Consider the following 22,786-nt stretch of genomic DNA (forward strand, 5'->3'; position numbering starts at 1 on the left):
CTTCGTCAACCCCTCGTGAAGAGGAAGTTGCCGCCGCCGCACTTCAATCTGCCGAAGCATCTTTCCGTGTAACGAGCCGCCCATCATAGCCGGCTTTTCCGTTTCGTCAACACCTTAAATCAAGGTATTTTCGAACCCTTTTTGCTCTGGTCCCGCGTTTGCGGGGCCGTTGCGTCGCGGGAGGCGAACTATAGGCCCAACCCGGGAGTTTGGGAAGGGGTTTGTGAAAAATTTTTCACGATTTTTCTTCCGCCTGTAGCAACACGTCCTTGTATCCCGTTACAGCAAGCGGCTGATCCGGCTCAGGCGTCCCAGCACCTTTATATAGATGTCATCGCAGCGCCAAAGTTGCCGCCATGCAGCAACCCTTCGCAAGCTCAGCTGCTGACCAGCACCACACGGGCGAAATTACGCTTCCCCACCTGGATGACACCTTCGAAGCCCGGCCCGAACTGGCGTGCCGGATCTTCGACCACTTCACCATCGATCTTGACCGCACGCTCCTTGAGCTTGCGCGTGGCTTCCGAATTGCTGGGCGTCAGGCCGGCAGCGGTGAGCAGACTTGCGATCCGCAGACCTTCGGCCGGCACGCTCACCTCCTGCAGCGGCAACAGACTGGTGTCGCCCTGCCCTGTCACCACGGCATGCCAGCCGGCGATGGCCTGCTCTGCAGTAGCGGCATCGTGGAAGCGCGCAGTGAGTTCGCGCGCCAGGCGCAACTTGACCTCGCGCGGGTGCAGTTCGCCCGAGGCGACTTGTTCTTTCAGGCGCGCGGCCTCGGCGATACCGATATCGAAGGACAGCAGATCGATCCAGCGCCAGGTCAGTTCGTCGCCGATCTTCATGGTCTTGGTGACGATATCGATGGCCGGCTCGTTGATGCCGATGTAGTTGCCCAGAGACTTGGACATTTTGGCCACCCCGTCCAGGCCTTCCAGCAGCGGCATGGTCAGCACGACCTGGGGGGCCTGGCCGTAGTGCTCCTGCAGGCCGCGCCCCATCAGCAGGTTGAACTTCTGATCAGTCCCGCCCAGTTCGACATCCGCCTTCAAGGCGACCGAGTCGTAGCCCTGGACCAGCGGATACAGGAATTCGTGGATGGCGATCGGCTGTTGGCCGTTGAAGCGCTTGGCGAAATCGTCGCGCTCGAGCATGCGCGCCACCGTGTGCTGCGCGGACAGCTTGATCATGTCCGCCGCGCTCATCTGGCCGAACCACTCGGAGTTGAAGCGCACCTCGGTGCGTTCGCGGTCCAGGATCTTGAAGACCTGCTCCTCATAAGTGCGCGCGTTGGCCAGCACATCGTCGCGGCTCAGCGGCTTGCGGGTGACATTCTTGCCGCTCGGGTCACCGATCATGCCGGTGAAGTCGCCGATCAGGAAGATCACCTGATGCCCGAGCTGCTGGAACTGCCGCATCTTGTTGAGCAGCACGGTATGGCCCAGGTGCAGATCCGGCGCGGTGGGGTCGAAACCGGCCTTGACCCGCAATGGCACGCCTGACTTCAGACGCGCTTCGAGCTGATCGAGCTTGAGGATCTCCTCGGTACCGCGACCGATGAGTGCGAGGGATTCTTCGATAGTGGCCAACCACAGACTCCAGCGGCGTTTGCCGTCAAAAACGTGAACGATGTTAAACGCAGGTTAATTCCGCGCCAAATGAAAATGTTGAACAGGCTCAATGGTTTGACGCGCTGTTACAGGCTGTCTATGGTACCGGCGATTGGGCTCGCACTTCGAGCCAGCGAGGAATTTGAACGATGCAGAACTCAGAGCAGGGCCGTGCACGCAAGCGGCGCTTTCACGAACGCCTCCACGTCCTCCACGACACTGCCCTGCATCGCAAGCTGAAGGCGCATCTTCCGGCGGCATTCAACGACCAATGGACGCGCCGGCACTGGATCCACGCCAGCCTGTTCGCGACCATCGGTGCGCTGGTGGCCACCATCGTGCCGGGCTTCTCCAACGCCATCGATACGCCGCTGTCCAGCCATTCCACGCTGGCCCTGCCGTTGCCGCCGTTGGTGCCGAGCCGCAAGCAGCTGGCGCCGAGTACCGATTGGGAAATTCTGCAGGTCAAATCGGGGCAGACTCTGAGCACCTTGTTCGGTGAGTTGGGCATCCCGACCACGGTGATGTACCAGGTGCTGGCGCATCCGGGCACCAAGGAGGCGCTGACCAAGCTGCGTCCGGGCGCCGAGATCGCCTTCGATATGCCAACGCCGGGCGAGCTGCGCGCATTGCGCTTCGACCGCGACGACAGCCACCGCGTAAAGCTGCGCCTGCTGGGCGACAGCGTGCGCGAGAACGTCACCGAGCGGGCCACGACCACGCGCACGGTGGTGGCAAGCGGGGAAATCAGCAGCTCGCTGTACGCCTCGGCCGGCAAGTCGGGGCTGTCGCCGGCGGCGGTGGCGGTCATGACCGACGAGATCTTCAAGTACGACATCGACTTCGACAAGGATCTGCAACCGGGCGACCGTTTCAGCGTGGTGATGGACGAGACCTGGCGCGAAGGCGAGCGGATCAATACTGGCGACATCCTGGCCGCGACCTTTACCACCGGCGGCAAGACCTACACCGGTTTCCGCTTCGAACGTGCCGGCAAGCCGGCCGAGTATTTCGACATCACCGGCCGGCCGTTGAAGAAGAGCTTCATCCGGATGCCGGTGGCCTATAGCCGCATCAGCTCGACCTTTGGCGCGCGCAAGCATCCGGTGCTGGGCACGATGCGCATGCACAAGGGCGTGGACTACGCGGCTGCGTCGGGCACGCCGATCATGGCCGCCGGCGATGCGCGCGTGGTGTTTGTCGGGACCCAGCGCGGCTACGGCAATGTGGTGATCCTGGACCACGGCAAGAACTTCAGCACGCTCTACGGGCACATGTCGCGCTTTGGCAAGATCAAGGCCGGCCAGCGCATCAACCAGGGCACGGTGATCGGCTACGTCGGCATGACCGGCCTGGCGACCGGCCCGCATCTGCATTACGAATTCCGCGTCGCCGGGCAGCAGCGCAACCCGATGTCGGTGACGATGCCGCCGCCGGAGCCGCTGCAGGGCGCCGAGCTGGCTGCCTTCCGCGCGCAGACGGCGCCGGCGCTGGCCCGCATCGAAGGCATGGAGAAGTTGATCTACGCCGACGCCGGCAAGCCCGCCAAGGGCAAGCCGCGCGGTTGAGTGGGCGCGGCGGGCCTCTCCGCCGTCGACTGGCAATCGCCGATCGGACGACTGCACACCCGTTCGCGAAGGGACTTTAGCTCACGCCACGCCGCAGCCGGTGCCGGGGCGCTGCGAGCGACAACTGGCCACCGTGGTGCCGACGCGACAGTCGGCACTGCGTGTGGAGCGCTTGCCTGGCGAGCGCATCGCCCCTCCTTCCACCGCGATGCGCGCAAGGCCGGTTGACTCTCCCATCCCGGCTGCACAAGCTGCACGACCACTGTGCACCTGGCTCTGGCATGTCTGCTCCGGAACATCTTGAATCCCCGCTCTATCTGGGCCTGATGTCGGGCACCAGCGCCGACGGCATCGATGCCGCGCTGGTGCGCTTCACCGACGAGGGCCACCGACGCTGCGAACTGGTCGCAGGCACCACGGTGGCCTGGGAGCCGCAGCTGCGCGAGACGCTGGTGACGTTGGGCCAGGGCGCCGAGGTCATCGCCATCGATGCGCTTGGACACCTGGATGCGCAGGTGGGGCTGGCGTTTGCGGCCGCGGCCAATCACCTGATCCGCGACAGCGGCATCGCGCGTGGGCGGATTCGCGCGATCGGCTCGCATGGGCAGACCATTCGACATCGCCCCAAGGCCGATCCGGCCTTCACTTGGCAGATCGGCGATGCCAGCCGGATTGCCGAGCACACCGGCATCACCACGGTGGCCGATTTCCGCCGGCGCGATGTGGCTGCCGGCGGCCAGGGCGCACCGCTGATGCCGGCCTTCCATCTGGCCATGCTGGGTGCCGCCGACGAGGACCGTGCGGTGCTGAACCTGGGCGGCATCGGTAACCTGACCTTGATCCCGCGCAGTGGCGCGGTGCTGGGCTTCGATACCGGCCCGGCCAATGCATTGCTGGACAGCTGGTGCCAGCAGCACCGCGGCACGCCGTTCGATGCCGACGGTGCGTTTGCCGCCAGCGGGCGCGTCGATACGGCGCTGCTGCAGGCGCTGTTGGCCGACCCGTGGTTCGCACTGGCACCGCCCAAGAGCACCGGACGCGAGCAGTTCCATCTGGACTGGGCGATGCAGGCGATGCGGTCGCCGGGCAACGCGGCGCCGTCCGCGGCCGATATGCAGGCGACCCTGCTCGAACTCACCGCCGCCAGCGTCGCCGACGCGTTGCTGCGGCTGCAGCCCGATACCCGCCGGGTGCTGGTGTGCGGTGGTGGGGTGCGCAATCCGGTGTTGATGGCGCGCCTGGCGGCGCGACTGCCGGGCGTGGTGGTGGAATCCAGCGCGCGGCATGGGCTGGATCCTGATTATCTAGAGGCAATGGGGTTTGCGTGGTTGGCCGCGGAGCTGCTCGCGGGCCGCACGGCCAATCTGCCGTCGGTGACCGGAGCGGCCGGGCCGCGGTTGCTGGGGGCGATCTATCCGGCGTGAGTGGCCTGGATCGGCGCGCTCTGGATGCCACGAGCCTTGCTTGCTGATGCCCTGCCACCAATCCTGCGACTCTCGACCAGCACTCAATTAATCACGGGTGGCGATGCTGTCTTCGGCTGAAGCCGGCGAATGCACAGAAGTCTTGGCCCCTGCTCAGCAACATGCAGGGTTTCCGACCGAGCCATCCGCATTCGCACACCGTGCTCGCGCCGAGTGAACTCGCGCGCCAGGCAGTACTGCCTGACCGTTTGCAGTGCTACGGATTATTCCCCGCCGGCAGCGCCTTGAGCGCGGCGATCGCCTCGGCCAGCACATCGACTTCCGGATGCTGCAGGCCGCCGCTGACGTCGTATTCGCTGGCGAACAGGCCCTGTTCGAGCAGATGCATCACCGTCTGGTGCTGGGTCCAGCCGCGTGCGACGGAGATGCGACGGATCCTGTCCACCAGCAATGGATCGATGTCACGCAGTACCAGATCGGTCATGCCCTTCCTCGTGCGATGCAGTGCCGCGTCGGCATCATCGGCAACCTTGGCGGACGTTTCAATCCGGGCGCCCGTCGCGGGCATCCAGCCGTGGCCACAGCCAGGCCAGCAGGGCCAGCGTGGGAACCACGGTGAGGGCGCTGAGGATGAAGAAGGTGCTGTAGGAGGTGGCCTCGACCAGGAACCCGGACACACCGCCGGCGAACTTGCCCGGCAAATTGGCCAGCGACACCAGCAAGGCGTACTGGGTGGCGGTGAAGTTGCGATTGGTCAGCGATGACATGAAGGCCACCAGCACGGTACCGGCGAACCCCTGGAACAGATTGTCGGCACTGAGTGCCGCATAGAACGCCCACAATTTGCCGGGGTTCTGCGCCATCAGCAAAAACGCCAGGTTGGACAGCGCCACGCCCAGGGCGGCGACCAGCAGCATGCGCCGGAAGCCGAACGCAGCCACCGCCGCACCGCCGGCAAACGCGCCGACGATGCCCATCCACACGCCGAACAGCTTGGACACCGTGGCGATGTCGGCCTTGGTGTAGCCCGAATCCAGATAGAACGGCCCGGCCATCACGCCGATCACCTGGTCCGGGAACTTGAACAGGCCGACAAAAGCCAGCAGGACGATGCCCAGCGCCAGCCCATTGCCGGAAAAGAAACTGGAAATGGGCTGCCAGAATGCGCCGGCCACGTCGATGCGGCGCACCACCGTGAGCTGCGGCCGGTCCGGCTCGCGGCATACCAGGGTGGTGATGATCGGCAGCAGCATCAGCGCCGACATGGCCAGGTACGCCGAGGTCCAGTTGAGGTATTCGGCCAGGTACAGCGCCCCGGCGCCACCGAGGATCAGGCCGATCCGATAGCCCAGGGTGTAGGTCGCCGCCAAGGCCGCCTGCGCCGTGTCCGGGGCGATTTCGATGCGATAGGCATCCACCACCGAATCCTGCGTGGCGCCCCAGAACGAGGCGAACAGCACCCAGGCGACCAAGCCGGTGACACTCATGTCCGGGCGCGAAAACGCCAGTGCGAACAGGCCGACGGTGACGCCGAGTTGCGAGACCAGCAGCCAGGAGCGGCGGCGCCCCAACCACGCGGTGAGCGGAAACGCATAGCGGTCGAGCAGCGGCGCCCACAGGAACTTGAGCAGGTAGAAGAAGCTGGCCAGGCTGATCAAACCGATGCTACCCAGATCCAGCCCGACATCGCGCAGCCGGGTGGACAGGGTCTGCGAGGCGATCAGCAGGAACGGCAGGCCACTGCCGAAACCCAGCAGGGCCATGGTCGCCGCCGATGGGGTGGCGAAGGCCTGCCGGATGCCGCGCAGGCCTTTGTAGTTGGGTGCAGGCGTGGTCATGCGTATGGCCGCTGGGAATGGGGGCTGATCGATGCCGGGCGGGCAGTATCACTGGCCGCTGCGCGGATTGACCTGCCGGAAACGCATGATTGGCTCCCTGAAGGATCCACGGCCATCTGGCTGCGGGCGGGCACAGCCCGCACCCACTCGACGTTCATTTCCACGAAGTGGCTGGAAGCACACCACTGAGGAGCTTGGCCAACCGTCCCCATGCGCGTCACCGCCAACAGCAGACCCTCACTCACTCCGCGTAGTCCACGATGTACGGCGCGTGGTCGGAGAAGCGCTGCTCGCGGTAGATGGAGCACGCCTTTACCTTGTCACGCAGGCCGGGGGTGACCAGTTGGTAGTCGATGCGCCAACCGACATTGTTGGTGCGCGCCGCGCCGCGGTTGCTCCACCAGGTGTAGTCCTGGCCGTCGGGATGCAGCATGCGATAGGTGTCGACCCAGCCGCGGCCGCCGGCGGCATTGGCGTCTTCCAGCGCATCGGCGCACAGGCCGTTGAGCCAGTCGCGCTCGGGCGGCAGGCAGCCGGAATTCTTCTGGTTGGACTTCCAGTTCTTGATGTCCAGCGCCGAGCGCACGATGTTCCAGTCGCCACACAATACGTACTGCCGGCCGCTGGCCAGCCACTGCTCCAGGATCGGCCGCAGCCATTCCATCACCTGGAACTTGTAACCCTGGCGCAACTCGCCCGAAGAGCCGGACGGGATATAGAAGGAGACCACGCTGAGGTTGCCGAAGCGCGCTTCGACATAGCGGCCTTCTTCGTCGAACTCGGGCCAGCCCAGCGCGGTGCGCACTTCATCGGGCTCGTGCCTGCTGTAGATGGCCACGCCGCTGTAGCCCTTCTTGGTGCTGGCGTCGCGGAACCAGGCCTTGTAGCCGGTGGGCAGGAACTTGGGACCGGCCAGCTGATGCTCCTGGGCCTTGGTCTCCTGCACGCACAGCACGTCGGCGTCCTGGTCGGCGAACCACTCGAAGAAACCCTTGGTGACGGCCGAGCGCAGGCCGTTGGCGTTGAAACTGATGATGCGCATGGGCGGGAATGGGGAATCGGGAATGGAGAATCGTCAAGCCTACCCCAGGCGCATGCGGAAGGCTGCCAGCGCACGATGCGTTTACCATTCTTGATTCCCTATTCCCCATTCCCGTCCAATGACCGACCACCGCACCCGTTTCCTGCAGCTGGCCCTGGGCGCCGATGCCCTGCGCTTTGGCGAGTTCACGCTCAAGTCCGGGCGGCTCAGTCCGTATTTCTTCAATGCCGGGCGCTTCGATTCGGGCGCCAAGACCGCGCAGCTGGCGCAGTGCTATGCCGATGCGATCGACGCGGCCGGGGTGGAGTTCGATCTGCTGTTCGGGCCGGCCTACAAGGGCATCCCGCTGGCGACCGCGCTGGCCTGCGCCTACGCCGGGCGCGGGCGCGACCTGCCGCTGGCGTTCAACCGCAAGGAAGCCAAGGACCATGGCGAGGGCGGTAGCCTGATCGGTGCGCCGCTTGAGGGGCGCAAGGTGCTGATCGTCGACGACGTGATCACCGCCGGCACTGCGATCCGCGAGGCGCTGGGCATCATCCGTGACGCCGGCGGCATTCCGTCCGGGATCGTGGTGGCGCTGGACCGGCAGGAGATCGCCTCCGAACAGGATCGCCGCTCGGCCGCGCAGGCGGTGGCGGCCGAGGCCGGCACCCCGGTGATCGCGGTGGCCAACCTGGGCGACCTGCTTGCTTTTGCGGCAGGAAACGCCGACCTTGTGGGCTTCCGGGAACCGCTGCTGGCCTATCGTGGCCGCTACGGCACCGACACCACAGGCTGACGGCAGGCGACAGGGGGCTGCGATGATGCCGAGACACACCCGTTTGGCGTTACTCGCCGCCGTTGCGGCAGCCGTGGCCGCCGTGCCTGCCATCGCGCAGGACAAACCGGCCGCGAAGAAGCTGTATTGCTGGAACCAGAACGGCGCCCGGGTGTGCAGCGATACGCTGCCGCCGGAGGCGGTCAATCAGGCGCGCGACGAATTCAACGCCAGGAGCGGCCTGCGCAGCGCCGAGGTGCAGCGCGCCATGAGCGGCGACGAGCGCGCCGCCGCCGCGGCCAGCGCACAACAACGCCAGGCCGATCTGGCCGCCGAGCAGATGCGCCAGCGCACCGACCAGGCGATGCTGATGTCCTACCAGAGCGAGGACGACCTGCGCCGGGTGTTCAACGAGCGCATCGCCATCGTCGACAACAACATCCACACCGCGCGCTTCAACGTGACCAGCCTGCGCGAAGGGCTGGCCAGCATGCTGCGCAGCGCCGGTGACCGCGAACTGGCCGGCCAGGCGGTGGCCGACAAGCTGGCCGCCGACATTCAGCAACGCCATCGCGAGCTGATGGCGCAATTGCGTCTGCAGACCAGCTTCGAGCAGCAACGGGTGGCGCTGGACGGCGAGATCGCCGACATCCTGCAGCGCTACCGGGCGATGAAGGAGCCGCCGGCCGGCGCGGCGCCCACCGGCTGACCGGCGCAGCCGTCATTGCCGCCCGTGCAGCGCACTGCGGCGGGCGGCATTTCCCGATCCGACGCCCTGCCCGCATAATGGCCGGTCTTACTCCCTGCCAACGAGGCTCTCCCGCATGGCCCGGATCATCGCCATTGCCAACCAGAAAGGCGGCGTCGGCAAGACCACGACCGCAGTCAATCTGGCGGCCGGCCTGGCGCGCGCGCCCAAGCGTGTGTTGCTGGTGGATCTGGACTCGCAGGGCAACGCCACCATGGGCAGCGGCATCGACAAGCGCGATGTGGCCGCCTCGACGTGCGACCTGTTGCTGGGCGAAAACACCGCCGCCGAGATCCGGGTCACCGCGCCGGAAGGCTTCGACCTGCTGCCGGGCAACATCGACCTGACCGCTGCCGAGATCCAGCTGATGGATCAGGGCGAGCGCGAACAGCGGCTCAAGCGCGCACTGGCGCCGATCCGCGACGAGTATGACTTCATCCTGATCGACTGCCCGCCGGCGTTGTCGCTGCTGACGCTCAATGCCTTGACCGCAGCCGATTCGATCATCGTGCCGATGCAGTGCGAGTACTACGCACTGGAAGGACTGACCGCGCTGCTGGAAACCATCGAGGCCTTGCGCGCCAACCTCAATCCGGCGCTGGAAATCGAAGGCGTGCTGCGCACGATGTTCGACATCCGCAACAACCTGGCCAACGCGGTGTCAGCCGAGCTGACCGAGCATTTCGGCGACAAGGTGTTCCGCACCATCGTGCCGCGCAACGTGCGCCTGGCCGAGGCGCCCAGCCATGGCCAGAGCATCGTCGGTTACGACCGCACCTCGCGCGGTGGCGTGGCCTACCTGGGGCTGGCCAGCGAAATCCTGCGCCGCCAGAACGACCGCAACAAGGCCTACCGGCCCGTGGAGACCGTCTGATGAACAAGCCGATCCCCGCAAAAAAGCGCGGTCTGGGCCGTGGCCTGGAAGCGCTGTTGGGACCGAAGGGCGCGGCCGCCGCCGCGGCGCCGAGCGCGGCCAGCGAGGAAGCGTTGCAACCGGGCGACAGCCTACGCCAGTTGCCGGTCAGCCAGCTGCAGCCGGGCAAGTACCAGCCGCGCAAGGAGATGGACGAGGTCAAGCTGGCCGAGCTGGCGGAGTCGATCAAGGCGCAGGGGGTGATCCAGCCGATCGTGGCGCGCGAGCTGGCGCCGGGGCAGTTCGAGATCGTGGCCGGCGAACGTCGCTGGCGCGCCTCGCAGCTGGCCGGGCTGAGCGAGGTCCCGGTGGTGGTACGCGAGCTGGACGACCGCACCGTCATCGCGATGGCGCTGATCGAGAACATCCAGCGCGAAGACCTCAACCCGCTGGAAGAGGCGCAGGCGCTGCAGCGCTTGATCGACGAATTTTCGCTGACCCACGCCGAGGCCGCCGGCGCGGTGGGCCGCTCGCGTGCGTCGGTGTCCAACCTGCTGCGGCTGCTGGAATTGCCGGTGGCCATCCGCGTGCTGCTGGAAACACGCCGTCTGGAAATGGGCCATGCGCGTGCGCTGCTCACCCTGGCGCCGGAGCTGGCCAGCAAGCTGGCACAGGAAGCGGCCGACCAGGGTTGGTCGGTGCGCGAGGTCGAACACCGTGCGCAGCAGTTCGCCGCCGGCAAGGTGCCCGGCGCGCTGCGCAAGGGCAAGCCGGCCGCCGCCGCGCCGCAGGCCGATATCGCCTCGCTGGAAACCGAACTGTCCGAATCGCTGGGCACCAAGGTGGTGTTCAACCACGGCCGCGGCGGCAAGGGCAAGCTGGTGATCCACTACACCGACCTGGACACGCTGGACGGCGTGCTCGAACGCCTGCGCGTGCAGCGCAGCTGAGTTCTCTGCGGACGCACCAGGAGCATCCCCGGCAATGAATCCCGTCAAGGTCGATCGCAAGCACCTGCTGCATCTGACCGACCTGCCGAACGTGGGGCCGGCCTGCGAAAAGGATCTGCAGCGGATCGGCATCCGGGTTGCCGCGCAATTGCGCGGTCGCGATGCCTACGACATGTATGCGCAGCTGTGCCTGCGGACCGGTGTGCTGCACGACCCCTGCGTGATCGACGTGTTCCTGTCGATCACACGCTTCATGCAGGGCGAGGCGCCGCAGCCGTGGTGGGCGTTCAGCGCCGAACGCAAGGCAACGCTGGCCAGCGAAGCACCGCTCAGGCTGGGGTGAGTGCGCGCACTAGATCAGGCGCGGCCATCAACAGGAGCAACCCATGAGTACTGAAGACGACCAGATCAGCCCGGGTGGCAGCACGATGATGCTGCACGCGCAGGAAAAGCAGTTCGCGCCAGCACACGGCGGTGACTGCATCGAGCGGATCAGCGCACATATCGAGCAGCATCTGGGGCCGATCTCGGGCGTTCTGCACGAAATCATCTCCGACGCCGTGCATCTGGACGTGCATGTGGTGCCCGCCACCGAGGACGTCCCGTACCTGCGGCTGGTGACCTCTGGCATGAGCGACCTGCCGATGACCCTGCCCGAAGGAGTGGAAGCGCCGCAGTACATGGAGCTGATGCTGAGCCTGCCCGCCGATTGGCCGATGGACCAGCGCGACTTCGAAGACCCGCGCCACTACTGGCCGATCCGCCTGCTCAAGACCCTGGCCCGGCTGCCGCACAAGTTCGAGACCTGGCTGGGCTTCGGCCACACCATTCCCAATGGCCATCCGGCCGAACCCTACGCACCCGGCGTGCGCTTCGACGGCGCCATCGTGCTGCCGCCGGTGAGCACGCCCGAGGGATTTGCGCGCCTGGTCATCGATGCCGACAAGACCATCGTGTTCATGACGGTGGTGCCGCTGTACCCGGAGGAGATGGCGCTGAAACTGAAGGACGGCAGCGACGCGTTGCTGGATCGCTTCGATGCCAAGGGGATTGGGGACATCATTGCGCTTGATCGCGTCAACGTCGCCAAGAAGCGCTTCGGGCTGTTCTGAGCCCCGCTTGCCCGCTCGCCTGCTTTCGACATCTCCAGGACCATTGCAATGACCATTCTCGTCACCGGCGCCGCCGGTTTCATCGGGGCCTACACCTGCCGCGCGCTGGCTGCGCGCGGTGAGTCGGTAGTAGGCCTGGACAACTACAACAGCTACTACGACCCGCAGCTCAAGCGCGACCGGGTGGCGGCGCTGTGCCCGGGCATCGACATCCGCACGCTGGACCTGACCGACCGCGACGGCCTGGCCGCGTTGTTCGAGCAGATCCGGCCCACGCGCGTGGTCCATCTGGCCGCGCAGGCCGGGGTGCGTTACTCGCTGGAAAATCCGTCCGCCTACGTCGACAGCAACCTGGTCGGCTTCGTCAATATGCTCGAGCTGTGCCGGCACCGCGGCGTGCAGCACCTGGTGTATGCGTCGAGCAGTTCGGTCTACGGCGATTCGGCCACCCCGCCGTTTTCCGAAGACCAGCGCGTGGACCAGCCGCGCTCGCTGTATGCAGCGACCAAGGCCGCCAACGAGCTGATGGGCTATACCTATGCGCAGCTGTACGGCCTGCGCGCGACCGGGCTGCGGTTTTTCACTGTGTACGGGCCGTGGGGCCGGCCGGACATGGCGCCGCTGATCTTCAGCCGCGCGGTGCTGGCGGGACGGCCGATCGAGGTGTTCAACCACGGCAAGATGCAGCGCGATTTCACCTTCGTCGACGACATCGTGGCCGGCGTGCTCGGCGCGCTGGAGACGCCCAGCCGCGAGCCGGTGCCGCACCGGGTGTTCAACCTGGGCAACCACACCCCGGTGGAACTGGAATACTTCATTGACGTGATCGCCCAGGCCGCCGGCCGGCCGGCCGAGAAGGTCTACCGGCCGATGCAGCCGGGCGACATGATCCGCACCATGGCCGATACGCAGCGCGCGCAGGCCGCCTTCGGCTTCGAGCCGGCCACTCCGGTCGAGCGCGGCTTGCCACAGGTTGTGGAGTGGTGCCGCCGCTATTTCGGCCATCGCGCTTAGCATCCAACACGCTACAGGCCGCTTTCCAGTCACCCCACCGCGCACAACGCACGCTCGCTTCATGCCTGACTCAGACAGTCAGGGCACAATGCGCGATCTTTTTCGCTCAGCCTTCATCTGGCCACCACGAATCCATGAGCCAACCCCAGCTTTCCGTTGTCGTCCCGGTATTCAACGAGCGCGATAACGTCGCCGCGCTGGTCGGTGAGATCGTCGCCGCCTTGCGCGGGTTGGTGGCGTTCGAGATCGTCTATGTCGACGACCACTCGCGCGACGACACCCTGGCGGTACTGCAAGGCCTGAAGACCACCACGCCGGAATTGCGCGTGCTGCATCACGTGACCCAGAGCGGCCAGAGCACGGCGGTGCGCAATGGCGTCAAGGCCGCACGTGCGAGCTGGATCGCCACGCTCGATGGCGACGGGCAGAACGACCCGGCCGACATTCCCAAACTGCTGACCGCGCGCGCCAGTGCGGAACCGCAGGTGAAGCTGTTCGCCGGCTGGCGGGTCAACCGCCAGGATTCGGGGTCCAAGCGCTGGGCCAGCAAGTGGGCCAACGCGATCCGCTCGCGCATGCTGCACGACAACACGCCCGATACCGGCTGCGGCATCAAGCTGTTCGAGCGCGAGGCGTTTCTGGACCTGCCCTACTTCGATCATATGCACCGCTATCTGCCGGCGTTGATGCAGCGCGCCGGCTGGCGCACGGTGAGCGTGCCGGTGCACCACCGCCATCGCACCGCCGGCGTGTCCAAGTACAACAATCTCAATCGCGCGCTGGTCGGCATCCGCGACCTGCGCGGCGTGGCCTGGCTGATCACCCGCAGCAGGCGCACCGTGGTGCAGGAGCGCTGATGGAACTGCATTGGCTGGACCAGCCACTGACCTGGCTGTACTGGACTGGGCTGCATGTCACCGGCTGGAAGCTGATCGGCTATGTGGGCGCACTGATGTTCGGCGGCCGCTGGCTGGTGCAGTTTGTCGCTTCCAAGCGCGCCGGCAAGCCGGTGATCCCGCGCATGTTCTGGTACATGAGCGTGGTCGGCAGCCTGATGACGCTGAGCTACTTCGTGTTCTCGGCCAAACAGGATTCGGTGGGCGTGCTGCAGAACCTGTTCCCGGCGTTTACTGCGTTTTACAGCCTGTATCTGGATGTGAAGCATCGCGGCTGGAGGCGGGATCGGGCGGTGCATTGAGCGGGGAATCGGGATAGGGGAATCGCGGTTCGCGGGTGCGGTGGCCGGTGGCCGGTCGCTGGTGATTGGTGATTGGTGATTGGTGATTGGTGATTGGTGCTCAAGTCTCCGGCTTTTGAGGCGATGCCGGTGGCGTAACTGAGCTGATGGAGCACGCTGCATCGGCTCTGCTTTGTGGTGGATAACGCCAGGCGCCGGATAGCTGAGGGTCGAAGCGTTTTTCCGTACACCGCGATGCGCTGGTGACCGACCTGGGATGAGGCGCGTCGCCGATGCCGCAACTGTTTGCTTGTCGGCATGCTGTGGTCATGTCCAATGCGCTCCTCCATCGTTCCTTGTCCGAGTCGGCGCCGATTGCGGCGCACTGGCATTTGCGGCTGCATACGCATCAGCAGGTGCCGTTGTTTGCCGACTGGCGTTGCGCGCGGGCGGCCGCGGCCAGCCTTGCGGCGGTTGGTCATTGGAACGGTGCGCAGTTGCTGTGCTGGGTGCTGCTGCCCGATTGTTGGTGTGCACTGCTGCAGGCACCTGGCAAGGCTGCGCTGCTGCACATGGCCGCCGTTGCGCGACAGGTGGCTGCCGGGGCAGTCAATCGCGCACGTGGCCGTGGCGGGACGGTGTGGCAGCCGCAGATGCACGCGTCGGCGCTTGCGCCGCATGACGACCATCGACAGTTCGCGCGCGCGCTGGTGGCATTGCCGTTGCGCGCAGGGCTGGCCGCGCAGATCGGGGAATATCCGTACTGGGACGCGGTCTGGTTGTTGCACGACTACGCCGGAAACGGCGCCGCGATTCCAGCGCCAGAGGATCGCGTACGCATGGCAGGTCTGGGAGGCGGATGACCGTGATCGCATGCGATCGTCCGGCTGGAGCAAGACGTACAGATGCGCGTCTTTGCCTGTCGGCTTTGACGAATTTCTGTTCGAGCGAGGTCTGTTCGACCAAGGTCTGTCGTCGATGGCCCATGTCTGCCAAAGCGGCCGCGCGCGCTACGGCAATCGCCTGCATCTGCCAGCGCCGAGCACGGTGTGGTCGGCAGCTACGGCGCCGCGACCTGCCCTGCCGGTACGCCGGCATGGCAGTCGCCCGGGACGCACCGGTCGATCAAAATTCCAGCGGATGGTCCGGAAGCAAGGCCTGCAACTGGCTGCGGAACAACCCGCGAATCCGCTGCAATGCGTCTTCGGTGTCGGCCTCGAACCGCAGCACCAGGATCGGCGTGGTGTTGGAGGCACGCACCAGGCCCCAGCCGTCGGCGAAGTCCGCACGCAGTCCGTCGATCGTCGACAGCCGCGCCGATTCGAACGGCGATTCCTCACCAGCCTGGGCACGCTCGACAATGCGCGCGACCAGCGCGTGCGCATCGCCGTCCACCGGCACCTTGATTTCCGGGGTGGACACGCTTTCGGGCAAGGCGTCCAGCACCTCCGACGGGGTTTCCTCGCGCTGGGCCAGGATTTCCAGCAGGCGTGCGGCCGCATAGATGCCGTCGTCGAAACCGTACCAGCGCTCCTTGAAGAAGAAGTGCCCGCTCATCTCGCCAGCCAGTTCGGCGTCGGTCTCGCGCATCTTGGCCTTGATCAGCGAGTGCCCGGTCTTCCACATCAACGGGCTGCCGCCGTTGCGCAGCACGTGATCGGACAACTTGCCGGTGCACTTGACGTCGTAGATCACCAGCGCGCCGGGATTGCGCTGCAGCACATCGGCAGCGAACAGCATCAGCAGACGGTCCGGGAACACCATGGCGCCCTGCTTGGTGACCACGCCCAGACGATCGGCATCGCCATCGAAGGCCACGCCGATGTCGGCATCGAAGCGCTGCACCATCTTCACCAGATCGTCGAGGTTGTGCGGCTCGCTCGGATCGGGGTGATGGTTGGGGAAGGTGCCGTCGATCTCGCAGTACAACGGGATGACCTCGGCGCCGATGGCTTCCAGCAGGCGCGGCGCGATATCGCCGGCCACGCCGTTGCCGGCATCCACCACGACCTTGATCGGGCGATCCAGCTGCACGTCGTCGGCGATGCGCTGGATGTAGGCGTCGCTGATGTCGCGCTGTTCCAGCTCGCCAGGCGTTGCCGCGGTGTGCAGGCGGCCTTCGTTGATGCGCTGGTGCAGTTCGGCGATCGCCGCCCCGGACAGGGTTTCGCCACCGATCACGATCTTGAAGCCGTTGTAGTCGGGCGGATTGTGGCTGCCGGTGACCGCCACGCAGCTGCCGGCACGTAGCTCGTAGGCGCCGAAATACACCACCGGGGTGGGCGCCAGACCGATGTCGATCACCTGGCAGCCGGCGCGACGCAGGCCGTCGATCAGGCCATTGGCGAGCTCCGGACCCGACAGCCGCCCATCGCGGCCGACCACCACCTCGCGCAGGCCCTGCGCCTGCATCACGCTGCCGATGGCCTGGCCGATCAACGCGGCGACGCCCGGATTGAGGTCCTTGCCGACCACACCGCGGATGTCGTAGGCGCGGAACATCTCGGTGGCGACCTGCACGGCCGGCACCAGCGCCGGCGGCGCGGGCGGCGCATCTGCGTCCAGCGCGCGCGCCTCGCTGGCGAGGCTGGCGTCGTGCTGCAGGCTCTGGCTGAAGGTGGGTTCGTCGGCGCTCGGCTCGCTGGCCACCCGGCGACGCGGCAAGGCGACGCGGCCACGGCTGGCCAGCACCAACAGCACGGCGATGGCGAGCAGCAGCACGGCCACGATCGCGCAGCCGACGGTGCCCAGACCCAGCGGGCCCTCATCGCGTTGCGGCACCGCGGCGGCCACGCGCAGGCCGCTGTCACCCAATGGCCTGGCCAGGGTCTCGGCGGCATCGGCCAGGGCCACATCGCCTTGCTGGGCGACGTTGTAGCTGCCCTGGCGCAAGGCCAGATAGGCGCTGCCGGGCACTGCGATCGCATCCAGCGGGCCGGTCAGACGCAACAGCGGCAGGCGCGCGTACGCCACCGCCGGCTGCGTGCCCAGTGCGACCGCCGCTGCCACACCCAGACGGACCTGCTTGGCGTCGCGCACCACGTGCACCTGGGCACGTTTGGCCACCAGCGCCGACTCGAGCAGGCTCAGCCGCGCGTAACCGAAGTCCTTGGGATTGTCGTAAGCGGCGGTCAGGTCGCCGGGCAGGACCTGCACGTCCTCGGCGCCCTTGAAGCGCTCGCGGATGGTCGAGGCCGCCGCCAGCGCGTCACCGTTGGCCAACGCGGCGATGACCTGCGGCTGCTTGAGCAGGGCGTCGAGCTGGCTGGCCTGCTGCGCCATGGCCTGGCTGACGTCCTGCACGGCGCGGTCGCGCGCCTGTTCCAGGTCCTGCGCAACCGCATCCTTGCGCCATTGCGTGTAGCTGCTCCAGCCGAACCAGGCAGCCAGCAGCAACAACACTCCCCCCAACACCGGACCACGCGTACGCACGCTGGACATCGACTGCCTGCGCTCGCTCGTCTTGCTCATGTGACGTCCCCCGTCAGCGCACGCCGGTGTGGCCGAATCCACCCGCTCCCCGTGCGCTGTCGACGAAAGTATCCACCACTTGCAAGCCCACGCGCACGATCGGCAGGATCACCAGCTGTGCGATGCGGTCACCTGGCTCGATGGTGAAGGCGGCGCGACCGCGATTCCAGGTGCTGATCAGCAACGGCCCCTGGTAATCGGCATCGATCAGCCCGGTGCCGTTGCCGAGCACGATGCCGTGGCGATGGCCCAGGCCCGAGCGCGGCAGGATCACCGCACACAGCTGCGGGTCGGCCAGATGGATCGCGATGCCGCTGGGAATCAGCGCCGCATCGCCGGGCTCCAGCGTCATCGGCGCTTCCAGCGCGGCGCGCAGGTCCATGCCCGCGCTGGCGTCGGTGGCATAGGCCGGCAGCGGCCACAGATCGCCGAAGCGCGGGTCGAGCAGCTTCACCTGCAAGGACTGGGTCGGGGTGCTCATGCCTGCAATCTCTCCGCGATCAGGGCCAACAGCTGGTCGGCCAGTTCGGTCTTGCTGCTGCTGGGGAAGGCGCGCTCGCCGCCCTGCCAGTAGGCGGTGGCGGCGTTGTTGTCGCTTTCGAAGCCGCCGCCCTCGATCCCCACCTGGTTGGCGATGATCAGGTCCAGCCGCTTGGCGGCCAGCTTGCCACGCGCGTAATGCTCCACGTCGTGCGTCTCGGCGGCAAAACCCACCACCAGCTTCAGCGCGCCGGTCTGCGCGGCGACCTCGGCCAGGATGTCCGGGGTGCGCACCAGTTCCAGGGTCAGCGTCTCGCCGGTCTTCTTGATCTTCTGCGCGACCACCCGCTTGGGGGTGTAGTCGGCCACCGCGGCGGCGCCGATGTAGATGTCGGCCGGGAACGCGCCCAGCACCGCATCGCGCATCTGCGCAGCCGAGCGCACGTCGATCCGCCGCACGCCGGCCGGGGTGGCCTGGTGCACCGGGCCGCTGACCAGCACCACCTCGGCCCCCTGGCCGGCGGCGGCGGCGGCCAGGGCATAGCCCATCTTGCCGCTGCTGCGGTTGCCCACGTAACGCACCGGATCCAGGTCCTCGAAGGTGGGGCCGGCGCTGATCACGATGCGCAGGCCCTCCAGCTGCGCGCTGCTGGGCACGAATGCCGGCGCAGCCGCACTGCTGGAGGCCACCGGCGCGGCGCTGTCGGCGCCGGCACCGCCGGCCAGGGCGGCAATGATCGCCGCCGGCTCGGCCAGCCGGCCGGGTCCGGATTCGCCTTCGGCCAGCGGGCCGTCATCGGGACCGACCACGCGCACGCCGCGTGCGGACAGGGTCGCCACATTCGCCTGCGTGGCCGCGTGCAGCCACATGCGGTGGTTCATCGCCGGGGCCACGGTCAGCGGCGCGGTGGTGGCCAGGCACAGCGTGGTGACCAGATCATCGGCCAGGCCATGCGCCAGCCGCGCCAGCAGGTCGGCGGTGGCCGGGGCGACGATGACCTGATCGGCCCAGCGCGCCAGTTCGATATGTCCCATCGCCTGCTCGGCAGCGCTGTCCCACAACGTGGTGCGAGTGGGCTGCCCGGACAGCGCCTGGAAGCTGAGCGGGGTGACGAATTGTTGCGCGCCGCTGGTCATGGCGACCTGTACAAGTGCGCCGGCGTCGCGCAGGCGACGGACCAGTTCGAGCGATTTGTAAGCGGCAATGCCTCCGCCGACGCACAGCAGCAAGCGCTGTCCGTCCAGGGGGCGGGCCTGAGTGGAGCCGATCACGTCGGAGTCGTCCTACGGTTACAAGGACAACTAGATTAGCCGATGCCCCCGTCCGGCCTGATAGGCGTGAGCGATGAGCACCGGCAATCTCGCCATATGCACATTCACGACTGGCCCACCCACGAACGCCCGCGCGAGAAACTTCTGGCGCGCGGGGCGCCTGCCCTGTCCGATGCCGAGCTGCTGGCGATCTTTGTCGGCTCCGGCCTGCGCGGCCAGGACGCCGTCCAGACCGGGCGCGACCTGCTGCTTCGCCACGGCCCACTGCGCGTGCTGCTGGATCTCACGGCGCCCGCGCTGACGCGCCTGCCCGGCCTGGGTCCGGCCTCGGCCTGTAAGCTCAGTGCGGCGCTGGAACTGGCGCATCGCCACCTGCTGAGCGCGCTGGAACGCGGCGATGCGCTCAGCGACCCGCCCAGCGCCGGCCGCTACTTTTCGCAACGGCTGCGTCCGCGCCCCTATGAGGTGTTCGCGGTGCTGTACCTGGACACCCGCCATCACGCCATCGCCTTCGAGGAAGTGTTCACCGGCACCATCGACGGGGCCGACATCCATCCGCGCGAGGTGGTGCGGCGGGCGCTACTGCACAATGCCGCGGCGGTGATCGTCGGGCACAACCACCCGTCCGGCAATCCGGAACCGTCCGAGGCCGACCGCGCGGTCACCCGGCGTCTGCTGGGCGCATTGGAGCTGGTGGATATCCGCCTGCTGGACCACTTCGTGATCGGCGACGGCCGGCCCGTATCGCTGGCCGAGCGCGGCTGGCTGGGATGACAGCGCGACGCTGACCTGAACCATCGGCCCGACCCCGGGGCGCGCGGTCGGGTAAAATCGCTGGTTTCGTTCCAAGCAGATCCCACGTGAAAGCCCAACTCCGCGCACTGATCGGCCAAGGCATTGAAGCCTTGCGCGCCAACGGCACCCTGCCTGCCGACACCCTGCCGCCGGATTTTGTGGTCGAGCGACCCAAGACGCGCGAGCACGGCGACTTCGCCACCAATGCCGCGATGCTGCTGGCCAAGGCGGCGCGCAGCAATCCACGCGCACTGGCCCAGGCACTGGTCGCCGCATTGCCGGCCAGCGACGACGTGGCCAAAGTGGAGATCGCCGGGCCGGGCTTCATCAATTTCCATCTCGCCCCCACCGCCTACCAGCGCGAAGTGGCGCATGTGCTCAAGCAGGGCCACGACTACGGTCGCGGGCTGGCCGGCAACGGCCGCTCGGTAGGCGTGGAATACGTCTCGGCCAACCCGACAGGCCCGCTGCACGTCGGCCACGGCCGCGCGGCGGCGATCGGCGACAGCCTGGCGCGCGTGCTCGATGCCAACGGCTGGAACGTGAAGCGCGAGTTCTACTACAACGATGCCGGCGTGCAGATCGAGAATCTGGCCTTGTCGGTGCAGGCGCGTGCGCAAGGGCTCACCCCCGACAGCGACGGCTGGCCGGAGAAAGGCTACCGCGGCGACTACATCGCCGATGTGGCCACCGCCTACCTGGCCGGCGACACCGTCGACCTGGAAGGCCATCTGGTCACCGGCGGCAAGGACCCGGCCGACTTCGACGCGATCCGCCGCTTCGCCGTGGCCTACCTGCGTAACGAGCAGAACCACGACCTGGCCGCGTTCCGCGTCGATTTCGATATCTATTTCCTCGAAAGCTCGCTGTACAAGGACGGCAAGGTCGAAGAGGCCGTGCAGAAGCTGATCGCCTCCGGCCATACCTACGAGGAAGGCGGCGCGTTGTGGTTGAAGTCCACCGACTTCGGCGACGACAAGGACCGGGTGATGCGCAAGTCCGACGGCACCTACACCTACTTCGTGCCGGACGTGGCCTACCACCTGACCAAGTGGCAGCGCGGCTACGAGCGCGCGATCACCGAGCTGGGGGCGGACCACCACGGCTCGCTGACGCGCGTGCGCGCCGGCCTGCAGGCGCTGGAACTGGGCATCCCGCAAGGCTGGCCGGAGTACGTGCTGCACCAGATGGTCACGGTGATGCGCGGCGGCGAGGAAGTGAAACTGTCCAAGCGTGCCGGCAGCTACGTCACCCTGCGCGACCTGATCGAGGAAACCAGCGCCGATGCGGTGCGCTGGTTCCTGATCGCGCGCAAGCCCGACTCGCAGCTCACCTTCGACATCGACCTGGCCCGTCAGCAGAGCAACGACAACCCGGTGTTCTACGTGCAGTACGCGCATGCCCGCGTTTGCAGCGTGCTGCGGCAGGCGCAGGAAAAAGGCTACAAGTACGAGCAGGCGCATGGACTGGCCGAGCTGGCGCGCCTGGACGACGAGCACTCGCTCAACGTCATGGTCGAGCTGTCGCGCTATGCGGAGGTGGTGGAAATCGCCGGGCAGACGCTGGAGCCGTACCAGATTGCGCAATACCTGCGTGAATTGGCGCACGCCTTCCACACGTGGTATCACAACACCAAACTGCTGGTGGACGATGCCGCAGAGCGCGACGCCAAGCTCACCCTCGCCGTCGCCACGCAACAGGTGCTCGCCAACGGCCTGGAACTGCTTGGCGTCAGCGCCCCAGAAAAGATGTAAGCCGGGCCGCATGGCCCGCAACGACGTGATTCGGAGAAGTGGTAGATGGCAGCACGACGCGGTAAGAGTCAGGCGCGACGCAACACCAGCAATGGCACCCCCGGTTGGGTGTGGTTGGTGGCGGGCGCTGCGATTGCGGCAGTGATCTTTCTGGCCGCGCCCAACCTGTTCAAGAAGGACGGCGACGGCTTCTTGCGCGTAGGCCCGCGCGCCAACCCCGACGCGCAGCCCGAGCCGGTGGCCGATGCCGACGTGGATACGCCGGCCGAGCTGCCCAAGCCCAGCGCGCAACCGCCCAAGCCGCAGGCCAAGCCGGGCGATGCGCAAACCCAGTACGACTTCTACACCTTGCTGCCCGGCAAGGAAGTGCAGATGTCCGATGCCGAACTGGCGGCCAGTGCGCGCGCCGAGGAGGCCGCACGTGCGCGTGCGGCCCTGGAAGGCAAGCCGGTCGCGCCTGCACCGGGTGCGAGCGTGGCGGCCGCCACGCCGGCCACCAGCGTGCCGGTGCCGTTGAACGAAACGGCTGCCAGCGCGCCGAAGCCTTTGGCGGAGACCACCCCGGCGCATCCGGCCGCCACGCCGGCGCCAGCCAGCACTGCCGCGCTCTCCACGCCAGCAGCGACGGCTGCGCCGAAGCCAGCCGCGGCAGCTGCCACCGCAGCAACCCCCGCTGCAGTGACAGACAACACCCGCTACATCCTGCAGGCCGGCTCGTTCGGCGCCTCCGGCGACGCCGAATCGACCAAGGCCAAGCTGGCGATGATGGGCCTGGCCGCACGCGTGGAATCGGCCGATATCAGCGGCAAAACCGTCTACCGCGTGCGCATGGGGCCGTACGGCAGCGCCAGCGAACTGGCCGAAGCCAAGCAGAAACTGACCGGCAGCGGCTTGCCCGCCATTGCGATCAAGGCGCAATAG

Annotated in this window: 22 protein-coding genes; 15 read left to right on the top strand and 7 right to left on the bottom strand. The window is 67.0% G+C overall.

Annotated features, from left to right (window positions below):
• Positions 1–377: 377 nt before the first annotated feature.
• The gene (tyrS, locus tag LL972_RS10225; protein WP_228327510.1) at positions 378–1,589 is read right to left on the bottom strand and encodes a tyrosine--tRNA ligase; all 1,212 of its coding nucleotides are present in this window, start codon (positions 1,587–1,589) and stop codon (positions 378–380) included.
• Positions 1,590–1,759: 170 nt separating this feature from the next.
• Here tyrS and LL972_RS10230 point away from each other — a divergent pair, with 170 nt between their 5' ends.
• Entirely contained in the window at positions 1,760–3,178 is a 1,419-nt protein-coding gene (locus LL972_RS10230; RefSeq protein ID WP_228327511.1) for a M23 family metallopeptidase, read from the top strand.
• A 281-nt stretch (positions 3,179–3,459) separates the two neighbouring features.
• The gene (locus LL972_RS10235) at positions 3,460–4,602 is read left to right on the top strand and encodes an anhydro-N-acetylmuramic acid kinase (protein ID WP_228327512.1); all 1,143 of its coding nucleotides are present in this window, start codon (positions 3,460–3,462) and stop codon (positions 4,600–4,602) included.
• Between the two features lie 256 nt (positions 4,603–4,858).
• On the opposite strand, the gene LL972_RS10240 is transcribed toward LL972_RS10235, so the two are convergent.
• The 3 genes from LL972_RS10240 to LL972_RS10250 all read right to left on the bottom strand — a co-directional run bounded on the left by LL972_RS10240 (position 4,859) and on the right by LL972_RS10250 (position 7,482).
• Positions 4,859–5,086 (bottom strand): hypothetical protein, encoded by a 228-nt coding sequence (locus tag LL972_RS10240; protein WP_228327513.1) that lies wholly within the window; start codon positions 5,084–5,086, stop codon positions 4,859–4,861.
• A gap of 58 nt (positions 5,087–5,144) precedes the next feature.
• Positions 5,145–6,440: an AmpG family muropeptide MFS transporter gene (locus LL972_RS10245; protein WP_228327514.1), complete on the bottom strand. Its 1,296-nt coding sequence runs from the start codon at positions 6,438–6,440 to the stop codon at positions 5,145–5,147.
• Between the two features lie 241 nt (positions 6,441–6,681).
• Positions 6,682–7,482: an exodeoxyribonuclease III gene (locus LL972_RS10250; protein WP_228327515.1), complete on the bottom strand. Its 801-nt coding sequence runs from the start codon at positions 7,480–7,482 to the stop codon at positions 6,682–6,684.
• A 118-nt stretch (positions 7,483–7,600) separates the two neighbouring features.
• Here LL972_RS10250 and pyrE point away from each other — a divergent pair, with 118 nt between their 5' ends.
• The 10 genes from pyrE to LL972_RS10300 all read left to right on the top strand — a co-directional run bounded on the left by pyrE (position 7,601) and on the right by LL972_RS10300 (position 14,956).
• Positions 7,601–8,260: an orotate phosphoribosyltransferase gene (pyrE, locus tag LL972_RS10255; RefSeq protein WP_228327516.1), complete on the top strand. Its 660-nt coding sequence runs from the start codon at positions 7,601–7,603 to the stop codon at positions 8,258–8,260.
• 22 nt (positions 8,261–8,282) lie between these two features.
• Positions 8,283–8,948 carry a hypothetical protein gene (locus LL972_RS10260; RefSeq protein WP_228327517.1) on the top strand — a complete coding sequence of 222 codons (666 nt, stop codon included), beginning with the start codon at positions 8,283–8,285 and terminating at the stop codon, positions 8,946–8,948.
• Positions 8,949–9,063: 115 nt separating this feature from the next.
• Entirely contained in the window at positions 9,064–9,861 is a 798-nt protein-coding gene (locus tag LL972_RS10265) for a ParA family protein (protein WP_104584936.1), read from the top strand.
• The gene (locus LL972_RS10270) at positions 9,861–10,790 is read left to right on the top strand and encodes a ParB/RepB/Spo0J family partition protein (RefSeq protein ID WP_104649987.1); all 930 of its coding nucleotides are present in this window, start codon (positions 9,861–9,863) and stop codon (positions 10,788–10,790) included. The genes LL972_RS10265 and LL972_RS10270 overlap by 1 nt, the downstream gene beginning before the upstream one ends.
• Before the next feature lie 34 nt (positions 10,791–10,824).
• Positions 10,825–11,133: a helix-hairpin-helix domain-containing protein gene (locus LL972_RS10275; RefSeq protein ID WP_228327518.1), complete on the top strand. Its 309-nt coding sequence runs from the start codon at positions 10,825–10,827 to the stop codon at positions 11,131–11,133.
• 43 nt (positions 11,134–11,176) lie between these two features.
• Positions 11,177–11,902, top strand: coding sequence for a suppressor of fused domain protein (locus tag LL972_RS10280; RefSeq protein ID WP_228327519.1), 726 nt, complete (start codon positions 11,177–11,179; stop codon positions 11,900–11,902).
• 48 nt (positions 11,903–11,950) lie between these two features.
• Positions 11,951–12,916, top strand: coding sequence for an SDR family NAD(P)-dependent oxidoreductase (locus LL972_RS10285; protein ID WP_228327520.1), 966 nt, complete (start codon positions 11,951–11,953; stop codon positions 12,914–12,916).
• Between the two features lie 134 nt (positions 12,917–13,050).
• Entirely contained in the window at positions 13,051–13,773 is a 723-nt protein-coding gene (locus LL972_RS10290) for a glycosyltransferase family 2 protein (protein ID WP_228327521.1), read from the top strand.
• Positions 13,773–14,114 (top strand): lipid-A-disaccharide synthase N-terminal domain-containing protein, encoded by a 342-nt coding sequence (locus tag LL972_RS10295; protein WP_016901963.1) that lies wholly within the window; start codon positions 13,773–13,775, stop codon positions 14,112–14,114. Before LL972_RS10290 ends, LL972_RS10295 begins: the two co-directional genes overlap by 1 nt.
• Before the next feature lie 308 nt (positions 14,115–14,422).
• Entirely contained in the window at positions 14,423–14,956 is a 534-nt protein-coding gene (locus LL972_RS10300) for a hypothetical protein (RefSeq protein ID WP_228327522.1), read from the top strand.
• A 262-nt stretch (positions 14,957–15,218) separates the two neighbouring features.
• Here the strand turns inward: LL972_RS10300 and LL972_RS10305 are convergent, their stop codons facing one another.
• Genes LL972_RS10305 through coaBC form a run of 3 tightly spaced genes read right to left on the bottom strand, consistent with a single transcriptional unit; the run spans position 15,219 to position 19,316 of the window.
• A complete protein-coding gene (locus tag LL972_RS10305) occupies positions 15,219–17,564 on the bottom strand; it encodes a phosphomannomutase/phosphoglucomutase (RefSeq protein WP_228327523.1) in 2,346 nt (781 codons plus the stop codon).
• 13 nt (positions 17,565–17,577) lie between these two features.
• On the bottom strand, positions 17,578–18,045 hold the full coding sequence (dut, locus tag LL972_RS10310; RefSeq protein WP_104535010.1) for a dUTP diphosphatase: 468 nt from the start codon (positions 18,043–18,045) through the stop codon (positions 17,578–17,580).
• Positions 18,042–19,316, bottom strand: coding sequence for a bifunctional phosphopantothenoylcysteine decarboxylase/phosphopantothenate--cysteine ligase CoaBC (gene coaBC, locus LL972_RS10315; RefSeq protein WP_126971530.1), 1,275 nt, complete (start codon positions 19,314–19,316; stop codon positions 18,042–18,044). The genes dut and coaBC overlap by 4 nt, the downstream gene beginning before the upstream one ends.
• A gap of 96 nt (positions 19,317–19,412) precedes the next feature.
• Here coaBC and radC point away from each other — a divergent pair, with 96 nt between their 5' ends.
• The 3 genes from radC to LL972_RS10330 all read left to right on the top strand — a co-directional run bounded on the left by radC (position 19,413) and on the right by LL972_RS10330 (position 22,786).
• Positions 19,413–20,090, top strand: a complete 678-nt coding sequence (gene radC / locus LL972_RS10320; RefSeq protein ID WP_228327524.1) for a RadC family protein — start codon at positions 19,413–19,415, stop codon at positions 20,088–20,090.
• An 86-nt stretch (positions 20,091–20,176) separates the two neighbouring features.
• On the top strand, positions 20,177–21,865 hold the full coding sequence (gene argS / locus LL972_RS10325) for an arginine--tRNA ligase (RefSeq protein ID WP_228327525.1): 1,689 nt from the start codon (positions 20,177–20,179) through the stop codon (positions 21,863–21,865).
• A 45-nt stretch (positions 21,866–21,910) separates the two neighbouring features.
• The gene (locus LL972_RS10330) at positions 21,911–22,786 is read left to right on the top strand and encodes an SPOR domain-containing protein (RefSeq protein ID WP_228327526.1); all 876 of its coding nucleotides are present in this window, start codon (positions 21,911–21,913) and stop codon (positions 22,784–22,786) included.

Source organism: Xanthomonas campestris pv. asclepiadis (assembly GCF_020784175.1).
Lineage (GTDB): Bacteria > Pseudomonadota > Gammaproteobacteria > Xanthomonadales > Xanthomonadaceae > Xanthomonas > Xanthomonas campestris_D.

What these genes read in the sequence shown, in the direction of transcription:
- LL972_RS10295 (WP_016901963.1), top strand. Translation starts at nt 13,773, where the DNA reads ATGGAACTGCATTGGCTGGACCAGCCACTGACCTGGCTGTACTGGACT.
- dut (WP_104535010.1), bottom strand. Translation starts at nt 18,045, where the DNA reads ATGAGCACCCCGACCCAGTCCTTGCAGGTGAAGCTGCTCGACCCGCGC.
- LL972_RS10230 (WP_228327511.1), top strand. Translation starts at nt 1,760, where the DNA reads ATGCAGAACTCAGAGCAGGGCCGTGCACGCAAGCGGCGCTTTCACGAA.
- LL972_RS10305 (WP_228327523.1), bottom strand. Translation starts at nt 17,564, where the DNA reads ATGAGCAAGACGAGCGAGCGCAGGCAGTCGATGTCCAGCGTGCGTACG.
- LL972_RS10275 (WP_228327518.1), top strand. Translation starts at nt 10,825, where the DNA reads ATGAATCCCGTCAAGGTCGATCGCAAGCACCTGCTGCATCTGACCGAC.
- LL972_RS10280 (WP_228327519.1), top strand. Translation starts at nt 11,177, where the DNA reads ATGAGTACTGAAGACGACCAGATCAGCCCGGGTGGCAGCACGATGATG.
- radC (WP_228327524.1), top strand. Translation starts at nt 19,413, where the DNA reads ATGCACATTCACGACTGGCCCACCCACGAACGCCCGCGCGAGAAACTT.
- LL972_RS10260 (WP_228327517.1), top strand. Translation starts at nt 8,283, where the DNA reads ATGATGCCGAGACACACCCGTTTGGCGTTACTCGCCGCCGTTGCGGCA.
- LL972_RS10250 (WP_228327515.1), bottom strand. Translation starts at nt 7,482, where the DNA reads ATGCGCATCATCAGTTTCAACGCCAACGGCCTGCGCTCGGCCGTCACC.
- LL972_RS10300 (WP_228327522.1), top strand. Translation starts at nt 14,423, where the DNA reads ATGTCCAATGCGCTCCTCCATCGTTCCTTGTCCGAGTCGGCGCCGATT.
- LL972_RS10265 (WP_104584936.1), top strand. Translation starts at nt 9,064, where the DNA reads ATGGCCCGGATCATCGCCATTGCCAACCAGAAAGGCGGCGTCGGCAAG.
- LL972_RS10245 (WP_228327514.1), bottom strand. Translation starts at nt 6,440, where the DNA reads ATGACCACGCCTGCACCCAACTACAAAGGCCTGCGCGGCATCCGGCAG.
- LL972_RS10240 (WP_228327513.1), bottom strand. Translation starts at nt 5,086, where the DNA reads ATGACCGATCTGGTACTGCGTGACATCGATCCATTGCTGGTGGACAGG.
- LL972_RS10330 (WP_228327526.1), top strand. Translation starts at nt 21,911, where the DNA reads ATGGCAGCACGACGCGGTAAGAGTCAGGCGCGACGCAACACCAGCAAT.
- LL972_RS10235 (WP_228327512.1), top strand. Translation starts at nt 3,460, where the DNA reads ATGTCTGCTCCGGAACATCTTGAATCCCCGCTCTATCTGGGCCTGATG.
- LL972_RS10270 (WP_104649987.1), top strand. Translation starts at nt 9,861, where the DNA reads ATGAACAAGCCGATCCCCGCAAAAAAGCGCGGTCTGGGCCGTGGCCTG.
- pyrE (WP_228327516.1), top strand. Translation starts at nt 7,601, where the DNA reads ATGACCGACCACCGCACCCGTTTCCTGCAGCTGGCCCTGGGCGCCGAT.
- LL972_RS10285 (WP_228327520.1), top strand. Translation starts at nt 11,951, where the DNA reads ATGACCATTCTCGTCACCGGCGCCGCCGGTTTCATCGGGGCCTACACC.
- LL972_RS10290 (WP_228327521.1), top strand. Translation starts at nt 13,051, where the DNA reads ATGAGCCAACCCCAGCTTTCCGTTGTCGTCCCGGTATTCAACGAGCGC.